General features: G+C 70.1%; 19 protein-coding genes. 12 read left to right on the top strand and 7 right to left on the bottom strand.

The features are described 5' to 3' along the window. The first annotated feature begins 7 nt into the window (after nucleotides 1-7). The 7 genes from ACZ6Z4_RS27655 to ACZ6Z4_RS27625 all read left to right on the top strand — a co-directional run bounded on the left by ACZ6Z4_RS27655 (nucleotide 8) and on the right by ACZ6Z4_RS27625 (nucleotide 6920). Nucleotides 8-1639 carry a protein kinase family protein gene (locus ACZ6Z4_RS27655; protein ID WP_465570011.1) on the top strand — a complete coding sequence of 544 codons (1632 nt, stop codon included), beginning with the start codon at nucleotides 8-10 and terminating at the stop codon, nucleotides 1637-1639. Next, nucleotides 1636-2319: an RNA polymerase sigma factor SigM gene (sigM, locus tag ACZ6Z4_RS27650; protein ID WP_465570009.1), complete on the top strand. Its 684-nt coding sequence runs from the start codon at nucleotides 1636-1638 to the stop codon at nucleotides 2317-2319. Before ACZ6Z4_RS27655 ends, sigM begins: the two co-directional genes overlap by 4 nt. A 112-nt stretch (nucleotides 2320-2431) precedes the next feature. Beyond that, nucleotides 2432-3187: an anti-sigma factor family protein gene (locus ACZ6Z4_RS27645; protein ID WP_465570007.1), complete on the top strand. Its 756-nt coding sequence runs from the start codon at nucleotides 2432-2434 to the stop codon at nucleotides 3185-3187. A 118-nt stretch (nucleotides 3188-3305) separates the two neighbouring features. Further along, the gene (trxB, locus tag ACZ6Z4_RS27640; protein ID WP_363670452.1) at nucleotides 3306-4304 is read left to right on the top strand and encodes a thioredoxin-disulfide reductase; all 999 of its coding nucleotides are present in this window, start codon (nucleotides 3306-3308) and stop codon (nucleotides 4302-4304) included. 46 nt (nucleotides 4305-4350) lie between these two features. Then, the gene (gene trxA, locus ACZ6Z4_RS27635; protein WP_363670586.1) at nucleotides 4351-4668 is read left to right on the top strand and encodes a thioredoxin; all 318 of its coding nucleotides are present in this window, start codon (nucleotides 4351-4353) and stop codon (nucleotides 4666-4668) included. Nucleotides 4669-4722: 54 nt separating this feature from the next. Beyond that, entirely contained in the window at nucleotides 4723-5856 is a 1134-nt protein-coding gene (locus ACZ6Z4_RS27630) for an N-acetylmuramoyl-L-alanine amidase (protein ID WP_465570004.1), read from the top strand. 107 nt (nucleotides 5857-5963) lie between these two features. Next, the gene (locus ACZ6Z4_RS27625) at nucleotides 5964-6920 is read left to right on the top strand and encodes a DUF6528 family protein (protein ID WP_465570002.1); all 957 of its coding nucleotides are present in this window, start codon (nucleotides 5964-5966) and stop codon (nucleotides 6918-6920) included. Here the strand turns inward: ACZ6Z4_RS27625 and ACZ6Z4_RS27620 are convergent. Beyond that, nucleotides 6911-9178, bottom strand: coding sequence for an MMPL family transporter (locus ACZ6Z4_RS27620; RefSeq protein ID WP_465570000.1), 2268 nt, complete (start codon nucleotides 9176-9178; stop codon nucleotides 6911-6913). The genes ACZ6Z4_RS27625 and ACZ6Z4_RS27620 overlap by 10 nt on opposite strands. Before the next feature lie 81 nt (nucleotides 9179-9259). Between ACZ6Z4_RS27620 and ACZ6Z4_RS27615 the strand changes: the two genes are divergently transcribed. Then, nucleotides 9260-9586, top strand: coding sequence for a PadR family transcriptional regulator (locus ACZ6Z4_RS27615; protein ID WP_465569998.1), 327 nt, complete (start codon nucleotides 9260-9262; stop codon nucleotides 9584-9586). Here ACZ6Z4_RS27615 and ACZ6Z4_RS27610 read toward each other — a convergent pair. The 4 genes from ACZ6Z4_RS27610 to ACZ6Z4_RS27595 are packed head-to-tail and all read right to left on the bottom strand — an operon-like array spanning nucleotide 9583 to nucleotide 11564. Continuing rightward, nucleotides 9583-10227, bottom strand: coding sequence for a permease prefix domain 1-containing protein (locus ACZ6Z4_RS27610; RefSeq protein WP_465569996.1), 645 nt, complete (start codon nucleotides 10225-10227; stop codon nucleotides 9583-9585). The genes ACZ6Z4_RS27615 and ACZ6Z4_RS27610 overlap by 4 nt on opposite strands. 30 nt (nucleotides 10228-10257) lie before the next feature. After that, nucleotides 10258-10653, bottom strand: a complete 396-nt coding sequence (locus tag ACZ6Z4_RS27605; protein ID WP_465569993.1) for a DUF2784 domain-containing protein — start codon at nucleotides 10651-10653, stop codon at nucleotides 10258-10260. Nucleotides 10654-10672: 19 nt separating this feature from the next. Further along, nucleotides 10673-11347: a GNAT family N-acetyltransferase gene (locus ACZ6Z4_RS27600; RefSeq protein ID WP_465569991.1), complete on the bottom strand. Its 675-nt coding sequence runs from the start codon at nucleotides 11345-11347 to the stop codon at nucleotides 10673-10675. Between the two features lie 40 nt (nucleotides 11348-11387). After that, nucleotides 11388-11564 carry a hypothetical protein gene (locus tag ACZ6Z4_RS27595; protein WP_363670468.1) on the bottom strand — a complete coding sequence of 59 codons (177 nt, stop codon included), beginning with the start codon at nucleotides 11562-11564 and terminating at the stop codon, nucleotides 11388-11390. A 198-nt stretch (nucleotides 11565-11762) separates the two neighbouring features. Here ACZ6Z4_RS27595 and ACZ6Z4_RS27590 point away from each other — a divergent pair, with 198 nt between their 5' ends. From ACZ6Z4_RS27590 to ACZ6Z4_RS27575, 4 genes are all read left to right on the top strand, one after another. After that, on the top strand, nucleotides 11763-13073 hold the full coding sequence (locus ACZ6Z4_RS27590) for an aminotransferase-like domain-containing protein (protein WP_465569989.1): 1311 nt from the start codon (nucleotides 11763-11765) through the stop codon (nucleotides 13071-13073). Nucleotides 13074-13247: 174 nt separating this feature from the next. After that, complete coding sequence (locus tag ACZ6Z4_RS27585; protein WP_465569987.1) at nucleotides 13248-14195, top strand: D-alanine--D-alanine ligase family protein; 948 nt, start codon at nucleotides 13248-13250, stop codon at nucleotides 14193-14195. Nucleotides 14196-14202: 7 nt separating this feature from the next. Further along, entirely contained in the window at nucleotides 14203-15066 is an 864-nt protein-coding gene (locus ACZ6Z4_RS27580; RefSeq protein WP_465569984.1) for an SURF1 family protein, read from the top strand. Continuing rightward, nucleotides 15063-15416: a DUF3817 domain-containing protein gene (locus tag ACZ6Z4_RS27575; RefSeq protein WP_465569982.1), complete on the top strand. Its 354-nt coding sequence runs from the start codon at nucleotides 15063-15065 to the stop codon at nucleotides 15414-15416. Before ACZ6Z4_RS27580 ends, ACZ6Z4_RS27575 begins: the two co-directional genes overlap by 4 nt. A 217-nt stretch (nucleotides 15417-15633) precedes the next feature. Here the strand turns inward: ACZ6Z4_RS27575 and ACZ6Z4_RS27570 are convergent, their stop codons facing one another. Next, nucleotides 15634-16623 (bottom strand): ParB/RepB/Spo0J family partition protein, encoded by a 990-nt coding sequence (locus ACZ6Z4_RS27570; RefSeq protein ID WP_465569980.1) that lies wholly within the window; start codon nucleotides 16621-16623, stop codon nucleotides 15634-15636. 1470 nt (nucleotides 16624-18093) lie between these two features. Then, nucleotides 18094-18273 (bottom strand): hypothetical protein, encoded by a 180-nt coding sequence (locus tag ACZ6Z4_RS27565; RefSeq protein WP_465569978.1) that lies wholly within the window; start codon nucleotides 18271-18273, stop codon nucleotides 18094-18096. Nucleotides 18274-19109: the final 836 nt, after the last annotated feature.

Genomic DNA, 19109 nt, shown 5'->3' with positions numbered 1-19109 from the left:
AGACACCGTGTCGAACCAGACCGTCAGTCCTGGTGCCCTGCTCGCCGGCCGCTACCGGATCGCCGAGCTGCTCGCGGAGATCGACGGTGCGCGGGTGTGGCGGGCAGTGGACGAGGTGCTCAGCCGAGCGGTCGTCGTGGACGTCCTCCCGGTCGGGGACCCGCGGACCAACGTGCTCTTCGACGCGGCCCGGCGGGCCGCGGCCGCGAACGACCCCCGCTTCCTGCGGGTGCTCGACTGCGACGTGTTCGAAGGCGTCACCTACTGCGTGCGCGAGTGGGCCGGTGGCCGCCCGCTGGAGCGGATGCTCGGCGCCGGGCCGCTGACCGGCCAGCAGGCCGGCTGGCTGGCCCGCGAGGTCTCCGAGGCACTGGAGAACCTGCACCGCACCGGCCACTCGCACGGCTCGATCAGCCCGGCCACCGTCGTCGTCACCGACGCGGGCGCGATCAAGGTGGTCGGCCTGGCCACCGAGGCCGCGCTGCGCTCGACCGGCCCCGGTACGCCGGAGCAGGACGTCCGCGCGCTCGGTGAGCTGCTCTACTCGTCGCTGACCGGCCGCTGGCCCGGTCCGGCTCCGGCCTGGGGGCTCCAGCCCGCTCCGGTCGAGCACGGCCGGCTGCTCAGCCCGCGCCAGGTGCGCGCCGGCGTACCGCGCTCGCTGGACGACATCGCCGACCGGCTGCTCGGCGACCCGCCGCGGCACCACGCGGCCGCGATCAGCAGCGCCGCAGGACTGTCCGCAGCGCTGTCCGGCGTCGTCGGCAGCTCCCACGAGCCGCCGAACCAGATGGACGAGACCGTCGCGGTCGCCCGGCAGAACGGCAGCATCGACGACGCCACCCAGGTCGTCCCCGCGGCTCCGCCGCCGGCACTCGACCCGACGCCGTCGCGCGCCGCGAGCAACGGCCAGTACAACCAGACCCAGGAGACCCGCCCGGTACGCCGCCAGCAGCAGCCGGCGCAGAACGGCGGCGGTCGCCGTCGCCCGCCGGCCGAGGAGCCGCGGCGCCGCGGCAGCTGGGGCGGCCGGATCCTGATCCTGCTGGCGATCCTGGCGCTGCTGTCCGTCGTACTGATGGCGCAGTTCCTGGTCAAGGGCGCGATCAACAAGGAGCAGAGCGGCAGCGAGACCACGCCGGACGCGCCGCAGAGCTCCGGCCCGCCGCCGGTCACCAACGAGGCCGCGACGATCGCCGGGGCCAAGGACTTCGACCCGCCGCCGGACGGCAACGGCGAGGAGCACCCCGAGGACGTCAAGAACACCTACGACGGCAAGTCCGACACCACTTGGACGACGATGTCGTACAAGAAGCGGGCCGACCTCGGCGGGCAGAAGGACGGCGTCGGGATCGTCTACGACCTCGGCGAACCCACCAACGTCTCGCAGGTGACCGTCGACCTGGTCGGTCAGGACACCGACCTCGAGCTGATGGTGCCCAAGGACGACCCGAGCGTGTCGCCGACCTCGGCGAACGGCTGGAAGTCGGTCGCGACCGCCAAGGACGCGAACGACTCGGTGGTGCTGAAGCCGGCCGCGCCGGAGGAGACGCGGTACGTTCTGGTCTGGCTGACGAAGCTGCCGAAGGAAGGCAGCGGGTACCGCGGCGAGATCTCGGAGGTCAAGATCCAGAAATGACCTCCGACATCACCCGGATCGGACCGCCGCCCAGCCCGGGCGCGGGGCCTGTGCCGCCGCAGGGCTACGAGGCGATGGACGACCACGAGCTGCTCCGGCTGCACGTGGCCGGCAACCCGGACACCTTCGGGTACCTGGTCAAACGGCACCGGGACCGGATGTGGGCGGTGGCGATCCGCACCCTGGGCGAGCCTGAGGAGGCCGCCGACGCGCTGCAGGAGGCGTTCATCTCGGCGTTCCGCCGGGCCGACTCGTTCCGCGGTGACGCGAAGGTGACCACCTGGCTGCATCGGATCGTGGTGAACGCCTGCCTGGACCGGATCCGGCGCCGGCAAGTCCGGGCGGCCGACCCGCTGCCGGAGGACGAGGACCGCGCCGCCGAGCTGGCCGGACCGGCCGAGGACGACCCGGCCGAGATCCGCGAGCGCCGGCTCGACGTGCTGAACGCGCTCAAGCAGATCAACGAGGACCAGCGCAGCGCGCTGGTCCTGGTCGACATGGAGGGTTACTCGATCGAGGAGGCGGCCGCCATCCTCGGCTGCGCGCCGGGCACGGTGAAGAGCCGCTGCGCGCGCGGCCGCGCCAAGCTGCTGCCGCTGCTGCGGCACTGGCAGACGACCCGCGGCGGCAGCGCCGACGTACCGGCCGCGACGAGTTCGGGAACGGTGGGAACCGAATGACCTGGTCACCCGTCGGAGCAGAGTCGCCTACCCGCGACCTGTCCGCGCATCCCGACCGGAGCACTCCACCGATGACCACTTTGGGCACGTCCCGCGAGGGGGCGGATCACCGATGACCGACGCCGGTCTGCCGACCAGTGAGCACCTCGAGCACCTCGACACCGACACCATCGCCGACCTGATCGAGAACCTGCTGCCCGCCCCCGAGGCGCACAGCGCCCGCGAGCACGTGAAGGCCTGCCCGGACTGCCAGCAGACGTACGACGCGCTGCTGCAGCTGACCGAGGACCTGGCCGACGAGGGCCGCACCGACATCCCGATGCCGGCCGACGTCGCCGAGCACCTGAACGCCGTGATCGCGTCGGAGTCCGTGCTGCGGGCCTCGACGGTCGGCGTGCACTCGCTGGTCCAGCTCCGTGAGGAGCCGCACCGGCACCTGCCGAAGCTGCTGCTCGCCGCGGCCGCGGTGGTCGTCGTCGCGGGCGCCGGCGTCGTCGGCGTCGTGCTGGCGACCGCGGACCACAGCACCGACGGCGCGGCCGGGATCGGCAGCCCGAGCTCGGTCCCGAGCATCTCCACCGACCAGGTGGGCCCCGACGCGCAGCGCTGGCTGGACGGGTCGAACGGCCCGGTCCTGCACGGTGACGCCGAGGAGCAGGCGTGCGCCAAGCAGTTCGCGGCCACGCAGCCCGACTCCGACCTCCGGCTCGTGCAGCCGGTCACGGTCGACGGCAAGCGGGCGACGGTGATCGGCGTACCGGGTGCGTCGGCACGCGAGGTGAAGATCTTCGTGGTGACCGGATGTAGCGGTTCCGGCGGGATCGCGACGCCCTTCTACGACACGACTGTGACACTGCGCAACCGCTGATTCCGTTCGGTGAGCCCCTGGCTTGCCGGGCGGCGGCGGTGGGTACCGTGGGAATGGTCGGCCTCTAGGATCCGTTGAGTACGACGTCCAGTCTCTTCGGAAGCTAGGAAGGCCATTCGTGAGCGACACAGCCGTTCGCAACGTGATCATCATCGGCTCGGGCCCCGCGGGTTACACCGCTGCGGTGTACGCCGCGCGGGCGCAGCTGGAGCCGCTGGTGTTCGAGGGCTCGGTGACCGCCGGCGGGGCGTTGATGACGACCACCGAGGTGGAGAACTACCCCGGTTTCTCGCAGGGCATCATGGGCCCGAACCTGATGTCGGAGATGCGTGACCAGGCGGAGCGCTTCGGCGCGGAGCTGGTCCCCGACGACATCGTCAGCGTCGACCTGACCGGCGACATCAAGTCCGTCACCGACTCGGCCGGCACCGTGCACCAGGCCAAGACCGTCATCCTCGCGATGGGCTCGGGCTACCGCAAGCTCGGCCTGCCGAACGAGGAGGTCCTGTCCGGGCGCGGTGTGTCCTGGTGTGCGACCTGTGACGGCTTCTTCTTCAAGCAGCACGAGATCGCCGTCGTCGGTGGTGGTGACACCGCCATCGAGGAGGCCACCTTCCTGACCCGGTTCGCCGACAAGGTGACGATCGTGCACCGCCGCGACGAGCTGCGCGCCTCCAAGATCATGGCCGAGCGCGCCTTCGCCAACGACAAGATCGAGTTCGCCTGGAACTCCGCGGTCTCCGAGATCCAGGGCGACGGCAAGCTGACCGGCGTCCAGCTGACGGACACCGTCACCGGCGAGAAGCGCGACCTGCCGGTCACCGGTCTGTTCATCGCGATCGGCCACGACCCGCGCTCGGAGCTGGTCAAGGGCCAGATCCACCTGGACGAGGACGGCTACGTGCTGACCCAGGCCGGGACGACGAACACCAACCTGCCGGGCGTGTTCGCGGCCGGCGACCTGGTCGACCACACCTACCGCCAGGCCATCACCGCGGCCGGCACGGGCTGTTCGGCGGCCCTGGACGCCGAGCGGTACCTGGCCACGCTGGAGTTCGCCGAGAGCCACAGCGACTCCGCCGCGGGCGCGGCGGCCACCGAGCCCGTCTCCGTCTGACACACACTCGAGAAACAACCCTAAGGAGTTCGCCGTGGGCGAGAAGATGAACGCCGTCACCGATGCCGAGTTCGACCAGACCGTGCTGAAGAGCGACAAGCCGGTGCTGGTGGACTTCTGGGCCGAGTGGTGCGGCCCGTGCCGCCAGGTCTCCCCGATCCTGGAGGAGCTGGCGCAGGACCACAGCGACAAGATGACGTTCGTGAAGATGAACGTGGACGAGAACCCGGTCACCCCGAGCAACTACCGTGTCACCGGTATCCCTACCATCAACGTCTACGTGAACGGTGAGCTGGCCAAGTCCATCGTCGGCGCCAAGCCGAAGGCGGCGCTGCTGAAGGAACTCGCCGACTTCACGAGCTGACCTGCAGTCTGTCCCGGCAACGGGACGTCATCCGCCGCACGGCAAGGAGTGTTGATGGAAGCCAGCAACGGCGCCCGGATCTACCGGATCGGTGACAGCGGCGAGGCGGTGGCCGAGATCATCGGCAAACTGCAGCGTCTCGGCCTGCTGGCACCGGGCGACCACTTCGTCTACGACGAGGCGACCGCCCACGCCGTACGGGGCTTCCAGCAGCAACGCGGGCTGATGATCGACGGCATCGTCGGCCCGCAGACCTACCGGGCGATCGACGACGCGCGCTGGCGGCTGGGCGACCGGCTGCTGACCTACGTCGTCTCGCACCCGCTCACCGGTGACGACGTGCTCGCGCTCCAGGCCAAGCTGCAGGAGCTCGGCTTCGCCGTGGCGCGGGTGGACGGGATCTTCGGGCCCGACACCCAGCGCGCGGTGACCGAGTTCCAGCGCAACATGGGCCTGCCGGGCGACGGCACCTGCGGCCCGTCCACCTTCAAGGCGCTGCAGCGGATCCGCCCGATGGCCACCGGCGGCCGGCCGGACGCGCTGCGCTCGGCCGAGGCCGTCCGCGCGGCCGGTCCGCGGCTGTCCGGCAAGACCGTGGTGATCGACCCGGGCCACGGCGGTTTCGACTACGGCTGGGAGGGCTTCGGCCTGCGCGAGTCCGACGTCGCGTACGACCTGGCCGCCCGGATCGAGGGCCGGCTCGGCGCCACCGGCGTACGGGCTTATCTGTCGCGTGGTCGCGACCAGGGGCCGGACGAGCTGGCCCGGGCCGCCTTCGCGAACGAGACCGACGCGAACCTGTGCGTCTCGCTGCACACCGACGGCTCGATGAACCCCGAGGCCCAGGGCGTCGCGACGTACTACTACGGCGCCGACCTGCACGGGACGTCGTCGAGCATCGGCGAGCAGTTCGCCGGGCTGGTCCAGCGCGAGATCGTCGCCCGGACCGACCTGCTCAACTGCCGCACCCACCAGAAGACCTGGGACCTGCTGCGCCGGACCCGGATGCCCGCCGTCCGGCTCGAGATCGGCTACGTGACGAACCCGCACGACGCGTCCCGGCTGGCCGACCCGGAGTTCCGCGACGTGGTCGCCGAGGCGATCGTGGTCGCGATCCAGCGCGTCTACCTGCCGCCGGAGCAGGACGCCGCCACCGGCATGCTGCGCTTCGGTCAGTTGACTGTCTGACCCCGCGGTTTCCCCGATCAGTTTTCTGATCACCCCCGCCGGTCGCCACCCATTAACCGATGCCTTGTGTTGTTGGTGAACAACCAACTACACAAGGTGGTGGAACGATGTTCAAGGCACTGATCGGAACAGTGCTGGTGGGCGCCGCGCTGGTCACGCCCACGGTGGCCTCGGCGTCCCGGCCCGCCGACGACGGCCAGCTGGTGGCGATCACCGACCAGCAGTCTGAGGACGGACCGGCGGCCCGGATCCGGGTGATGGACCCGAAGGTCGCCGACTGGAGCAAGTCGGCCGCCGAGAAGTGGTCCTGGTCCCCGACGGCCCGGAACGGGTTCGCCGACCTGACCGCGGCCTGGGGTCTGCCGAGCGACGCGAAGCTGCGCCGGACGCGGTCCGGCCGGGATGTCGCGCTGGTCACCGACTCCCGCGGCCTAGCCGCCGTGGCGAGCTACCCGAGCGGGCGGCGCGTGTGGGGCACGAACGTCGGCGGACCGGCGAACCCGCACAGCATCGAGCTGCTGCCGAACGGCAACGTCGCCGTCGCGGCGAGCACCGGCGGGTTCGTCCGGGTCTACACCGCGTCGCAGGGCGCCGCCTCCGCGACGTACGCCGAATACGCCCTGCCGGACGCCCACGGTGTCACTTGGGACCCGGACCACCAGGTCCTGTGGGTCCTCGGTGGCACCCGTCTGGCGGCGCTGAAGGTGACCGGTCCGCCGGCCGCTCCGAAGCTGACCGAGACCGAGCTCGTCACCCTCCCGACCGACGGCGGCCACGACCTCGCGCCGGCGCTCGACAACCACGACCTGCTCTGGGTGACCACGGGCTCGAAGGTTTACCGGGTGAGCAAGTCCAGGGCCGCGATCGTGGCGACCGCGGACCGCGCCGGGATCAAGAGCGTCACCACCAACCGCGCCGGCCGTCAGGTCTGGACCACGCCGAAGCCTGGCTGCCTGACCGGCTGGTGCACCGACACGGTCAACCTCGAGCACCCGGTCGCGACGCGGACCCTGCCCGAGGCCCAGATCTACAAGGCCCGCGTCTGGAGCGCCTCCTACGAATGATCGCGCTCCAGCGCGATCGTCGGTAGCAGCTTGCCGAGCCTGCTCGGGAGCCACCACGCGCGGTTCCCGAGCAGCCGCAGGACCGACGGTACGACGACGCAGCGGATCAGCAGGGCGTCGACCAGTACGGCGGTCGCGAGGCCGAGGCCGAACTGCTGCAGCATTCGATCCGGGCTGAGCAGGAAAGCGCCGAAGACGACGATCATGATCGCCGCCGCGGCGGTGATCACGCTGCCGGTGTTGGCCAGGCCCTCACGGACGGCCTGGACGGGGTCGCCGCTGCGGCGCCACTCCTCGTGGATCCGGGAGATCAGGAAGACCTCGTAGTCCATCGAGAGCCCGAAGACGATCGCGAAGATCATCACCGGGACGAACGCCTCGATCGGACCGGGCTGCGCGCCGAACCAGCCGTGCTGGAAGACGAGCGTGATGACGCCGAGGGCTGCGCCGATGCTGAGCAGGTTGAGCACGGCGGCCTTGAGAGGGATCAGCACCGAGCGGAAGACCGCGAGCAGGAGCAGCGCGGAGAGCCCGACGACGACGCCGACGAAGATCGGCAACCGGCTGCTGACCGCTCCGGCGAAGTCCTCTGCTGCGGCGGTCGAGCCACCGACCAGATAGGTGACGCCGCTCGCTCCGGCCCCGCCGGTGTCCCCGCTGCCGCCAGCCTCCCGGCTCCCGCCGGTCTCCCCGCTCCCGCCGGCCCGTGCCGCAACCGCTGGAAGCGTCTCCGTGCGCAGCTTGCCAACCAAACGGACGGTTGCTTCGTCCTGAGGCGCCGAGGTCGGGAACACGATCATGGTGGCGATCCGGCCGTCCGGGCTCAACTGCGGTGGGGTCACCGCCGCGATGCCGGGTTGGCCCGCCAACGTGCGCTGTGCAGCCTCGGCGGCCCTCGTAACGTCCGCAGGACGGGCGGCCTCGCCGGCCCCGGTGGAGCCCGCAGTCCCCGCCGCCGCGCGATCGACCTCGGTGACGACGATCAGCGGCCCGTTGAAGCCGGGCCCGAAACCGTCCGCCAGCAGGTCGTACGCCTTCCGCGTGGTCTTCGCCTGGTCGTCCGTCCCGGCGTCAGCGAAGCCGAGGCGCAGATCGAGCACAGGTAGGCAGAGCACGACGAGCGCGGTGACGCCGAGCAGCAGCGGCGTCCACGGGCGGCGCTGGACGACTCCCGCGAGCTTGCGCCAGCCGTCTCCCGGCGTACGGCGTGCTTTGGCGGCGTGCTTGAGCACGCTGCGCTCGATCCGCTTGCCGAAGAGCGTGAGCAGCGCCGGCAGCAGCGTCACCGCCGCGAGCATCGTCATCAGCACGGTCAGCGTGACGCCGAGAGCCATGCCCTGCAGGGCTCCGAGGCCGAGCGCCAGTAGACCGAGCAGCGCGATCACGACCGTGCACCCCGCGAACAGCACCGATCGCCCAGCCGTGTCGAGCGCGATCTCGGCCGCACGCCGGCGCTCGGCACCGCGCCGAAGCTCGCTGCGGTAGCGCGAGAAGATCAGCAGCGCGTAGTCGATCCCGACGCCGAGACCGACCAGCATCATCACCGGCGCGGTGTAGTCGGGAACGGTGAACAGGTGCGAAGCGAGCACCAGCAACCCGAGCGTGCTGCCGACGGCGAAGACCGCGGTCAGCAGCGGAAGTGTTGCCGCGAGCAACGATCCGAAGAGGAAGATGAGGATCACCAGCGCGGCGAGAATGCCCGCGCCCTCCGCGGCTCCCCCGGCGCTCTCGGCGGCCTCACGCACGACGTCGCCGCCGAGCTCGACCTGAAGCCCTTGCTGGGCAGCGTTCTGCGCCTCGGTGATGATCGCCCGGACCGCCTCTGGGTCGGTGCCGGTCCCGTCGAGCGTCACCGTCGCGTGCGCCGTGCGGCCGTCCTCCGCGAGCGTCCCCTGCCCGGCGTACGGATCCGCGACCTCGGCGACATGCGGCATCCCCCGAACCTCGGCGAGCATCGCGTCGACCCGCGCCTTGGTCGCAGGTGCCTTCAGGTCTCCGGCCAGGACGATCTGCAGCTCGTCGGCGGCCCCGCGCGGCTGGTGCTGCTCGAGCACCTCGATCACCCGCTGGGACTCGGTGCCGGGCAGCGACGTGTCGTTCTCGTACGCGCTTCCGACCAACTGCGACGCGGCGGTGACCGCGATCAGCGCGACCAGCCACAGCGCGACCGCCGGTCCGGCGTGCCGCTGCGCCCACCCGGCGATCCGGTGCAGCAGTCCAGGCGCCTGGGTCGGCCTGGCAGGGGTTTCGACGGTCATCGCTTGCGCCTCGCTTCGCTACATGTAGCCGTTCTACTTATCTACTGACGACGGTAACAGCCGTATGGGTAGACTGGCTACATGAAGGCGGATGCGCTGCGTGGACACCTCGACCCGATGATCCTGGCGGTCGTCGAGCACGAGCCGCTGCACGGCTACGCGATCATGGAGGCGCTGCAGGAGCGCAGCGGCGGCGCGGTGGACCTGCCCACCGGCACGCTCTACCCGGCGCTACGGCGGTTGGAGCGCGCTGGATACCTGGCCAGCGAGTGGAGCACGGTGAGCGGCCGCAAGCGCCGTACGTACCAGCTCACGTCCGCGGGGCAGAAGATGCTGGTGGACGGCCGGGGCGAGTGGGAGACCTTCCGGACGGTCATCGAGGGCGTGCTGCGCCCCCGGACGGTCTAAGCCAGCCGCAGGCAGCGCTGCGCGGAGTACGAGACCAGCAGCAACGGCAGCAGCACGAAGCCGCTGACCACACTGAGCCCGGCCAGGTTGGAGCCCTCCAGCTCGGTGCTGAACCAACCCATCAGCACAGCGATCGTCCCTACTGCTCCAGCACTGACCAGCGCGAACACAGCGGTCGCCCGCGCGACCCTGTCCCGCAGCCACGGGTAGCGGAGGCCCAGACCCGTCCCAACGACCGCCAGCACCGCTCCGACGATCGACAGCGACCCGGTGACCATCACCGACCGGTTCAGCAGCTCCAGGAGCGGCGTGGTGCCCTCCGGCTGCTGCGTCCAAGCCCAGGCGCCCTCCTGCCAGACCACCGGCTGGGCGATCATCACCAGGAACAGCAGCACCGCCGTACGCCGGCTCTGCGCGATCCCCAGCTCGGCCCGGTAGCCCGGCACGACCTCGGCCAGCGCACCGAAGTCGCCGACCGCGTGCTGCTCGGCCTCGAGACGCTCCAGCCCGCCCGCCTCGTACGCCTCGGTGGCGTCCTCCAGGCTGTCCCGGGCCTCGGCCATCAGGTCGGCCCGGCGCCGGCGAGGACCGCTGAGCGCACGGCTGAGGTCGGCCATGTAGGCGTCGACAGGACTGGTCACGGCGACCAGCCTAGGGATCCCGGTCCCGGATCACGTCCGGGTGACCACTGATCCTTCCCTGGTTGCGCGGCGCTTGCGGCGGCTGCGGAGCACGAAGAAGCCGACGTACGAGATCACCAGCAGCGCGAAGCCGACCTTCTCGGCGACCGGGGTCCCGCCCTCGGGCCAGATCCGGCCGTCCAGGTAGTGCGCGATGTAGCCGCCGTCGTACGGGATCTCGCCGCCCTCGCGGCGGAAGTGCTTCTCGACGCCGGTCAGCGGGCAGGCGAAGTCGAGCGTCACGTTGATGATGTTGTAGACGCCGACCGCCAGATGCGCCCAGATCACCTTCGGCCAGCGCCAGGCCAGGAAGCCGCCGATCGCGAAGAACAGCAGGAAGGCGCCGTGCAGCACCATCATCAGGTCGGCGAGCAGCCGGTAGATCATGGGCGGGCCTTTCTGTCGGTCAGCCGGGGGCGGGGCCGTGCTCGAGGCGTTGCGGCTCCTTGACCTCGCGAACGGTCACCGGCCGCGGCGCGGGGGCCTCCGGGCGGATCACGCCCCAGACCCGCTCGACGGCCGCCTCCATCTCACTGCGCCAGGTCACGGTCGACCGCAGGTCGAGTCGGAGTCGTGGGTTGCGCGGGTGGTCCCGTACGACGCCGAAGCCGACCGCGCGCAGGAAGTCCGTCGGCCAGACGCAGCCCGGACCGTCCCAGCGCGAGTCGCCGAACGCCTCGACCGCCCGGAAACCGCGCTTCAGCACGTCCTTCGCGACCGCCTGGACGAGCAGCTTGCCGAGACCCGTCCCGAGATAGCGCGGCAGGATCCGCCCGGTCGCCAGTACGACGGCGTCCGGGCTGACCGGCGCCGTCGGGAACGCCTGGATCCGCGGCAGGTTCGCGGCCGGGCCGTAGATCACGTAGCCGGCCGGCTGCTCGTCGACGTACAGCAGGAAGCCCGCCGAGCCCCAGTCGAGCAGCAGCTGGGACAGCCAGGCTTCCTTCTCCAGCTCGGAGTCACCGGTCCGGCTCGCCGTCTTCGCGGCCACCGGGTCGAGCTCCCAGAACACGCAGGCCCGGCACGGCGCCGGGAGCTCGCCGAGGTTGGCGAGCGTCAACGGTTCCAGCCGGCGGGCCATCAGCGGGCCCTGGTGCTCTCGGGACTCGGAGCGCCGGGACTCATCGCGCCGCCGGCGCCGGGGTCCGGGCGTCCGGGGTCTCGGCCGCCTCCGGTGCGACGTACCGCTGCTGCACCTTGGCCGCCGGCTGCCGTCTGAACAGCTCGCCGGCGAACCCGGCCAGCAGGCCGAGAACCAGTCCTCCGAGTGCCAAACCGAACGCCTTGCCCACGCTCATTCCGTCCTGCCTTCCGCGGTGCCGCCAGGTCGCGCCGCGTGAGGTGTGGCCGGCAGCCGTCTCAGCTGCCAGTCCGCGGCATGGTCGAACCTGCCCCTATAAGGCATGGTAGTGAGAGGAAGCGCCGATCGGTATCCACGCGCCCGGATACCACGGCGTAGCCTTGAGACTTCCCCCTCGAGTCCCTGGAGCCGCTCCGTGAGTGCAGACCTGCCCGACGTCCGGCAGACCCGTCTCGACAACTACGTCGACCGGTACGCAGCACGGACCAAGGGCATGACGGCATCGGAGATCCGGGCTCTGTTCTCGGTGGCCAGCCGCCCCGAGGTGGTCTCGCTGGCCGGCGGAATGCCGAACATCGCTGGCCTGCCGCTCGACGTGGTCGGCTCCGCGGTGCGCGACCTGGTCGTCGACCACGGCGCCACCGCGATGCAGTACGGCTCCGGTCAGGGCGACCCGACCCTGCGCGACCAGATCTGCGACGTGATGCGGCTCGAGGGCATCGACGCGCACCCCGACGATGTCGTCGTCACGGTCGGCAGCCAGCAGGCCGTCGACCTGGTGACCCGGGTGTTCTGCGACCCGGGCGACGTGGTGATCTGCGAGGCACCGTCGTACGTCGGCGCGCTCGGCGTCTTCCGCGCCTACCAGTGCGAGGTCGTGCACGTCGCGATGGACGACGACGGCGTCGTACCGGAGGCGCTGGAGCAGGCGATCGCCGCGGTCCGGGCGGCCGGCAAGAAGATCAAGTTCTTCTACACGATCCCGAACTTCCACAACCCGGCCGGTGTCTCGCTGTTGGCGTCGCGCCGCGGTCAGGTGCTGGAGATCTGCCAGCGCAACGACCTGCTGGTGCTGGAGGACAACCCGTACGGCCTGCTCGGCTTCGACGGCGAGCCGCGGCGGGCGCTGCGCGCGGACGACCGCGAAGGCGTGATCTACCTCGGGTCGTTCTCGAAGACGTTCGCGCCGGGGTTCCGGGTGGGCTGGGCGGTCGCGCCGCACGCCGTACGGGAGAAGCTGGTGCTGGCGCAGGAGTCGGCGACGCTCTGCCCGCCGGTGTTCAGCCAGCTGGCGATCTCGTCGTACCTGACCCGGCACGACTGGATGGGGCAGGTGAAGCAGTTCCGCGAGATGTACCGGGAACGCCGGGACGCGATGCTCGCGGCACTCACCGAGAAGATGCCCGCGGCAACCACCTGGACGAAGCCGGACGGCGGGTTCTACGTCTGGCTGACACTGCCGGACGGCCTGGACGCGAAGGCGATGCTGCCGCGCGCGGTCACCGCTCGCGTCGCCTACGTGCCCGGAACGGCCTTCTTCTCCGACGGTTTCGGCTCCCAGTGCATGCGGCTGTCGTACTGTCATCCGACGCCGGAGCGGATCACCGAAGGTGTCGCGCGGCTGGCCGCGGTGATCAACGAGGAGCTCGAGCTGCGGCAGACCTTCGGGCCGCTGACGCCGGGCGCGGGGCACGACTACGACGCTCCGGGTCCGGAGCTGAGCTGATGCGGCGGCCCGGGGTCGTTGCCGGGGGCACCGCCACGCTGGGTGAGCCCGTGCTAAATCCGTGCTGGGAAGTTCGGGCGGCCCGTGGGTCCGCGACCGGGTAGCGGTACCGTTCCCATGGGCCTCGGGACCGGCGCCGAGCCGGAATCGCCCACGAGTGATCGGGAAAGTTCTATGAGTGATCTGGGTCGAGTGCTGGTACTGGCCGGCGGTCTGTCGCACGAGCGGGACGTGTCGCTGCGTTCGGGCCGGCGCGTTGCGGACGCCCTGCGCAGCGTCGGTGTCGAGGTCGAGCAGCGTGATGTCGACGCGAGCCTGGTCGAACGCCTCCGCAACGACCCGCCCGACGCGGTCTTCCCGGTCCTGCACGGCGTCACCGGAGAGGACGGCGCCCTGCGCCAGGTCCTCGACCTGTACGGCGTCCCGTACGTCGGCGCCGACGCGGCCGCCTGCCGGACGGCGTTCGACAAGCCGGTCGCGAGCACGATGGTGCGCTCGGCCGGGCTGCGGTCGCCGGAGTCGGTGGTGCTCGGCCACGACACGTTCCGCGAGCTCGGCGCCGCGGCGCTGATGGAAGCGGTCGCCGGTCAGATCGGGCTGCCCCTGGTGGTCAAGCCTGCGCGCGGTGGTTCGGCGCTGGGCGCCTCGATTGTGCGGACGATGGATGAGCTGCCGTCGGCGATGGTGAACTGCTACGCCTACGGCCCGGTCGCGCTGATCGAGCGGTACGTCGACGGGACCGAGGTCGCCGTCACCGTGGTCGACACCGGTGACGGGCCGCGGGCGCTGCCGGCGGTGGAGATCCGGCCGGACTCGGGGTTCTACGACTACGAGGCGCGGTACACGGCGGGGGCGACGCAGTTCGTCGTACCGGCTCGGTTGGATGCTGCGGTCGCTGAGGCTTGCGCGGCGGCGGCTGTCACTGCCCACCAGGCGCTCGGGCTGCGGGACCTCTCGCGGTCGGATCTGGTCGTCGACGCCGAGGGTGTGCCGTGGTTCCTCGAGGTCAACGTGGCGCCGGGGATGACCGAGACCTCGCTCGTTCCGCTCGCCGCTGAGGCCGCGGGGATCGAGCTGGGTGTCCTGTGCCGCGACCTGCTCGCCGCGGCCGCTGCGCGTTGATCCGCTGATGCCCGTTGCCCCGCCGACCGATCCCGTGATGTCTTCTCCTCCTCAGCCCGCAGGGCGTCCACTCTGGCGTACTGCACTCACCCCACGGTGGTCGGCGCTGCTCCTGCTCGCGTTGGCAATTGCTGCTGTCATGTCGGTCCTCGGCGTCTGGCAACTCGACGTTTACCGCTCGAAGACCGCAGCAGCGACAGCCGGCCGCGCAGCGATCCCCGCCGTGCCGCTGCAGTCCCTCTTCCCCATCGACTCAGGCCTCCCCGCCTCAGCCGTCGCCCGCCGCGTCACCGTGACCGGCACCTGGGCGGCCCCGACTGACCAGCTCTACATCTCCGATCGCGCGCACAACGGCCAGAACGGCTTCTGGGTCGTCACGCCGCTGCTGCTCGACGGTCTCAACGCACCCGGGGCCGTGATGGTCGTCCGCGGCTGGGTCCCGACGGTCAACGACCCCGCCGCCAAGGCGCCGACCGGCCCCGCCACTCTCACCGGCGGCATCGCCTCCTCCGAGGCCCAGGACTCCTCCGGCGACGTCAACCAGACCCGCATCCTGCAGTCGCTGCGGATCCCGACGATCGTCCACATGGTCGACTACCGCGTGTACGACGCCTTCGTCGTCCAGACCGCCGCAGATCCGAGCACCCCCGCGGCCGGCGCATCAGCGTCCGGTCTCGCGCTCGTCGAGCCGCCGTCCCCGCCGACCGACCACGCCGGCCTGCGCAACGTCGCGTACGCCTTCCAGTGGTGGATCTTCGCCGCGTTCACCCTGTGGATGTGGGGCCGAATGGTGCTGGACGCGCACCGCACAGGTGATCCCGACCACCAGCCCCCGGCTCCTGAGGACCCAAGCGGTACCGTTTCTGCGTGACCTCCCCCGCAGATCCCGCCACGCCCGCCGCCACCCAGCCGCAGCTCTCCGCGGCAACTCGGGGTGCCCTCACCCGCTACCGCGTGATCGCCTACGTGGTCGGCGTGATGCTCCTGGTCCTCGTCTTCGTGGCGATGCCGTTCAAGTACTTCGGCGACAACCCGGCAGTGATGAACGTCGTCGGCCCGATGCACGGGTTCCTCTACGTCGTCTACCTGCTCGCCTCGTTCGACCTGGCCCGCCGGGTCCGCTGGCCGCTGACCCGCCTGGTCCTGGTCGCTCTTGCCGGAACGATCCCATTCCTGTCGTTCTACGCCGAGCGCAAGGTCCACCACGACCTCACGCGTTGAGCGCCGATCGCCGTTTCACGTGAAACGGCGACGGTAAACCGCCATATGTATTTGTCGACATATCGCGATTATCGGTCTGGAAGTGCCCCGAAAAGTTCTGTGAGAGCGATCCTAAGCGATCTGACGATCAGACCTCAGCGACCTGACCTCACCGAAATCGCTCCTGCAGCCCCTCCGAAAGCCCCCACCCGAGCGCCGGTGGGGGCTTTTCCCATCTCTACTGCTCGCTCTGCTTGTTCGGATCCATCAACGTGACGATCCGCTCCAGGTCGTCGATCGATGCGAACTCGACAGTGATCTTCCCCTTGGTCTTCCCGAGGTCGACCTTCACCCGAGTCTCGAACCGATCCGACAGCCGATCCGCCAGGTCCACGAGCCGCGGCGCCACCGGCTTGTTCCGCCGCCGGGCCGGCGTCGGGTCGTCGGCAGACATGTCGCCCAAGGCAACGATCTCTTCAACGGTCCGCACCGAAAGCCCCTCAGCAACGATCCGCTGCGCCAGCCGCTCGATCGCATCCCCACTCGGCAACCCGAGCAACGCCCGAGCATGCCCCGCAGACAACACCCCCGCAGCCACCCGCCGCTGCACCGAAGCCGGCAACTTCAACAGCCGCAGCGTGTTGGAGATCTGAGGCCTGCTCCGCCCGATCCGCGAAGCCAGGTCCTCCTGCGTACACCCGAAATCATCCAGCATCTGCTGGTAAGCAGCCGCCTCCTCCAACGGATTCAACTGACTCCGATGCAGGTTCTCCAGCAACGCATCCCGCAGCATCACATCGTCAGACGTGTTCCGAACAATGGCCGGAATCGTCTCCAACCCAGCCTCCTGGGTCGCCCGCCACCGCCGCTCCCCCATCACCAGCTCGTACTTGTCCCCCTCGAGCCGCCGCACCACGATCGGCTGCAACAACCCAATCTCTTTCACGGAGTGCACCAGCTCCGCCATCGCATCCTCATCAAAGACACTCCGAGGCTGCTTCGGATTAGGCGTGATCTTCCCAACCTCGATCTCAGCAAACTCAGCCCCCGGCACGGCAGCCAGCTCCCCACCCGCACCACCACCAGCCGCCCCAACCCCAGCGGCCCCTTCCCCTTGCACAGGCGGCGCCCCCGGAATCGAGCTCGACTTACTCCCCAAAGTCGCACCCCCCGGAGCCGGGTTACTCGGAATCAAAGCACCCAGTCCACGCCCAAGCCTGGTGTTCATACCGCTCCTCAAGGTCAGCCACCACAGAATCCACCACCCGAGCAAACCCCCACCCCGGCCCCGCAACGGTAACCGGTCCCTGCCCCATCAACACCCTCACCCCCACCACCCCGTGTCGCCCCCACACCAACTCCCCCGTTCCACGTGAGACGCGACGCCGCCCAAGCCCTCCCAGCCCCCCCGTTCCACGTGAAGCATCTCCGCCTGCCCGCTCCACCCTCACGGACTGATTGGCGCTGGCGACCACCTCGATCCTCCTCCACGTGAACTACCCCCGCCGCTCCTCCACCTTCAGCCGAAGCGGCCGACTGCTTCATGCGCCAGCGGGCCAGGCTCCGCGGCGTTCCACGTGAAACATCACCGCCCCTATCACGACCACGCACGCTCCAGGCCTACCTGTGACGCCCGGGGGTCGGTGCCCCTCCGCCCCGTTCCGCTCGGCCCTCCACCCACCAGCAGCTGACGGCCGTTGGCGCGAAGGCTGGCACGTTTCACGTGGAACGCGCTACCGCGGCACCGCGCGGTCGGACCACTTGAGCACTCGGTGCTCTCCTCCTAGTCCGTTGTCACCGACGCGTACCTCCGACGGCGAGCCCATCTCCGCGAGCCACCCGAGCCGAAGTCCACCCGCCGATGCAAAGGGGTCCCCCAGCCACATACTCCAGCCCTGACCACGCGAGCGCCTGCGGACACAACGTTGCACCCGCGTCTTAAACGCCGCCGCCGGAACTCACCGACGGCTGTATATAGATGGCGAGGCCGCAGCCGACTCGAGGCGCCCTTGACCGCAGTGCACCATGCGGCAAAGGATCCACAAGCATTGCCGTGCACCGCACATGCCACCGCCGCCGTTGGCAACCAGGCTCGGGAGCTCAGGCTGACCCCACTGCTGTCCTCAGCGCGAGGCCTGTATTTCGGTCGATCCATTTGAGAGCAGCATCCTTGCCCGACATCCGCGAAGCGCAACGCCCCCTCGAAGCCATGGCCGAGCCCGCGAGGGCGTTCCGTACGCCGTGCAATCTGCGGGCCGGTCATCCAGGGCAAGCGACTCCGGGGCCCTGGGACCGCCCCGCTCTCACAGAATCCAAGTAGCGCGTCTTCCCGCCATGCCCCCGTGTCGCCGCCGGCATTCACGTCACCGCCGACACTCGCGTCACCGCCGGACACACGTGTCCCTGCCATACCTTGGCCACCGTCGATATTGTCGACCGTTCGCCCCGAAATCGCCTTCCACCACCAGCACCGCCGGGCCACCAACGACCGTTCCCGCGACTCCGGCTCGGTTGCCGGGTCCCGACAGCCCGGGCTGCCGGGACCCGCGCGAGACGCCTTGGACTACCCCGTACAGCACCCGCCCGTGCCGCGTCGAGGCCGCCGCGGTCGACGAGATCGCCGACGCCGATCAACCGGTCCACCCCAGATCAGGCATCAATACCACTTCGGACTCAGACCCAATGGGCCCATCTCCCCCTAGCGCCACTCCAGATCGGCGCGGCTGTTGCACCCGATCGCTTCGGCACTGACCTCCATCGCGTCGGCCTTGACGACGGTGAACGCCGCGGCCTGCCCCGGCGTGTACTCCGCGATCGTGTACCTCAGACCGCCTCCCCAAGACCGCGCAGGAGAGCCGTCGACTACGCCGCTCGCCATTCTTCCGCGCTCAGGGCCAGGTCTCATGCCGACCCTGCAGTTCGTGGAGTACCGCCTCTATGTGCCACGTCCGAACCACAGCTCGTTTCGCGCTACTCGGTCGACGCTCCCCAGCCACAACCGCTGCGTCGAACCAACCTGAGAGGCCGGGGCGACGTCGGCACGGCCGAGGCGACGATGACTCGGTTGGCGCGACGATGGCGGGGCCGGCCCGACGACAGCGCGGTCGGCGACGGTGCGGTTGGCGACGGTGCGGTTGGCGACGATGGCACAGTCGGCGCGACCGTGGCCAACTGGCGCTCGGCCCAGATACCGACAGATGGCCCGAGCACCACGGCTCGCGCCGGCATCAGATTGGAGTCATCGAGCTGCCAAGCGCTCCTCGGGCCGCCTCCGTCCGGAAGGGATCAGTCACACCACACTCCGCTTTGCTGAGACCTGACAGCCGTCTGGCTCGGATGCCCACATTCACTGCGCGGATGGACGCCAGTCCTCCGCGACTTGATTGGCCTTCAGGCGACTCGCGGTTCCGCGAGTCTCCTTCTCCACCAATCGTTCTCGTGACCCCTTACGGACCCATCCCACGTGCCATCAGCACAAAAGCGCTAGCGCTCCGCGCGGTGTGCGCCCACGTCCCGCCGCGGAGCTGGGACGACGGATCGCTGGACTCCCAGGGCGCCGGCGTGAACCTGGGGGGATAGCTCGCTTCCCCCCTCCCGGCCACCTCTCCCCATAGTGCGTCGCATAGTGACTCAGCCCATCCCGCACACCTGAAGAGCAGGGGCCGCTCGGCGATCGGACGGGCCAGCACATGGCCCGCTCCCTCGGCTTGAGCC

Source organism: Kribbella sp. NPDC104740 (assembly GCF_055583505.1).
Note: the sequence above shows the minus strand (reverse complement) of the source record. Positions and strands in the feature narration are given on the sequence as shown.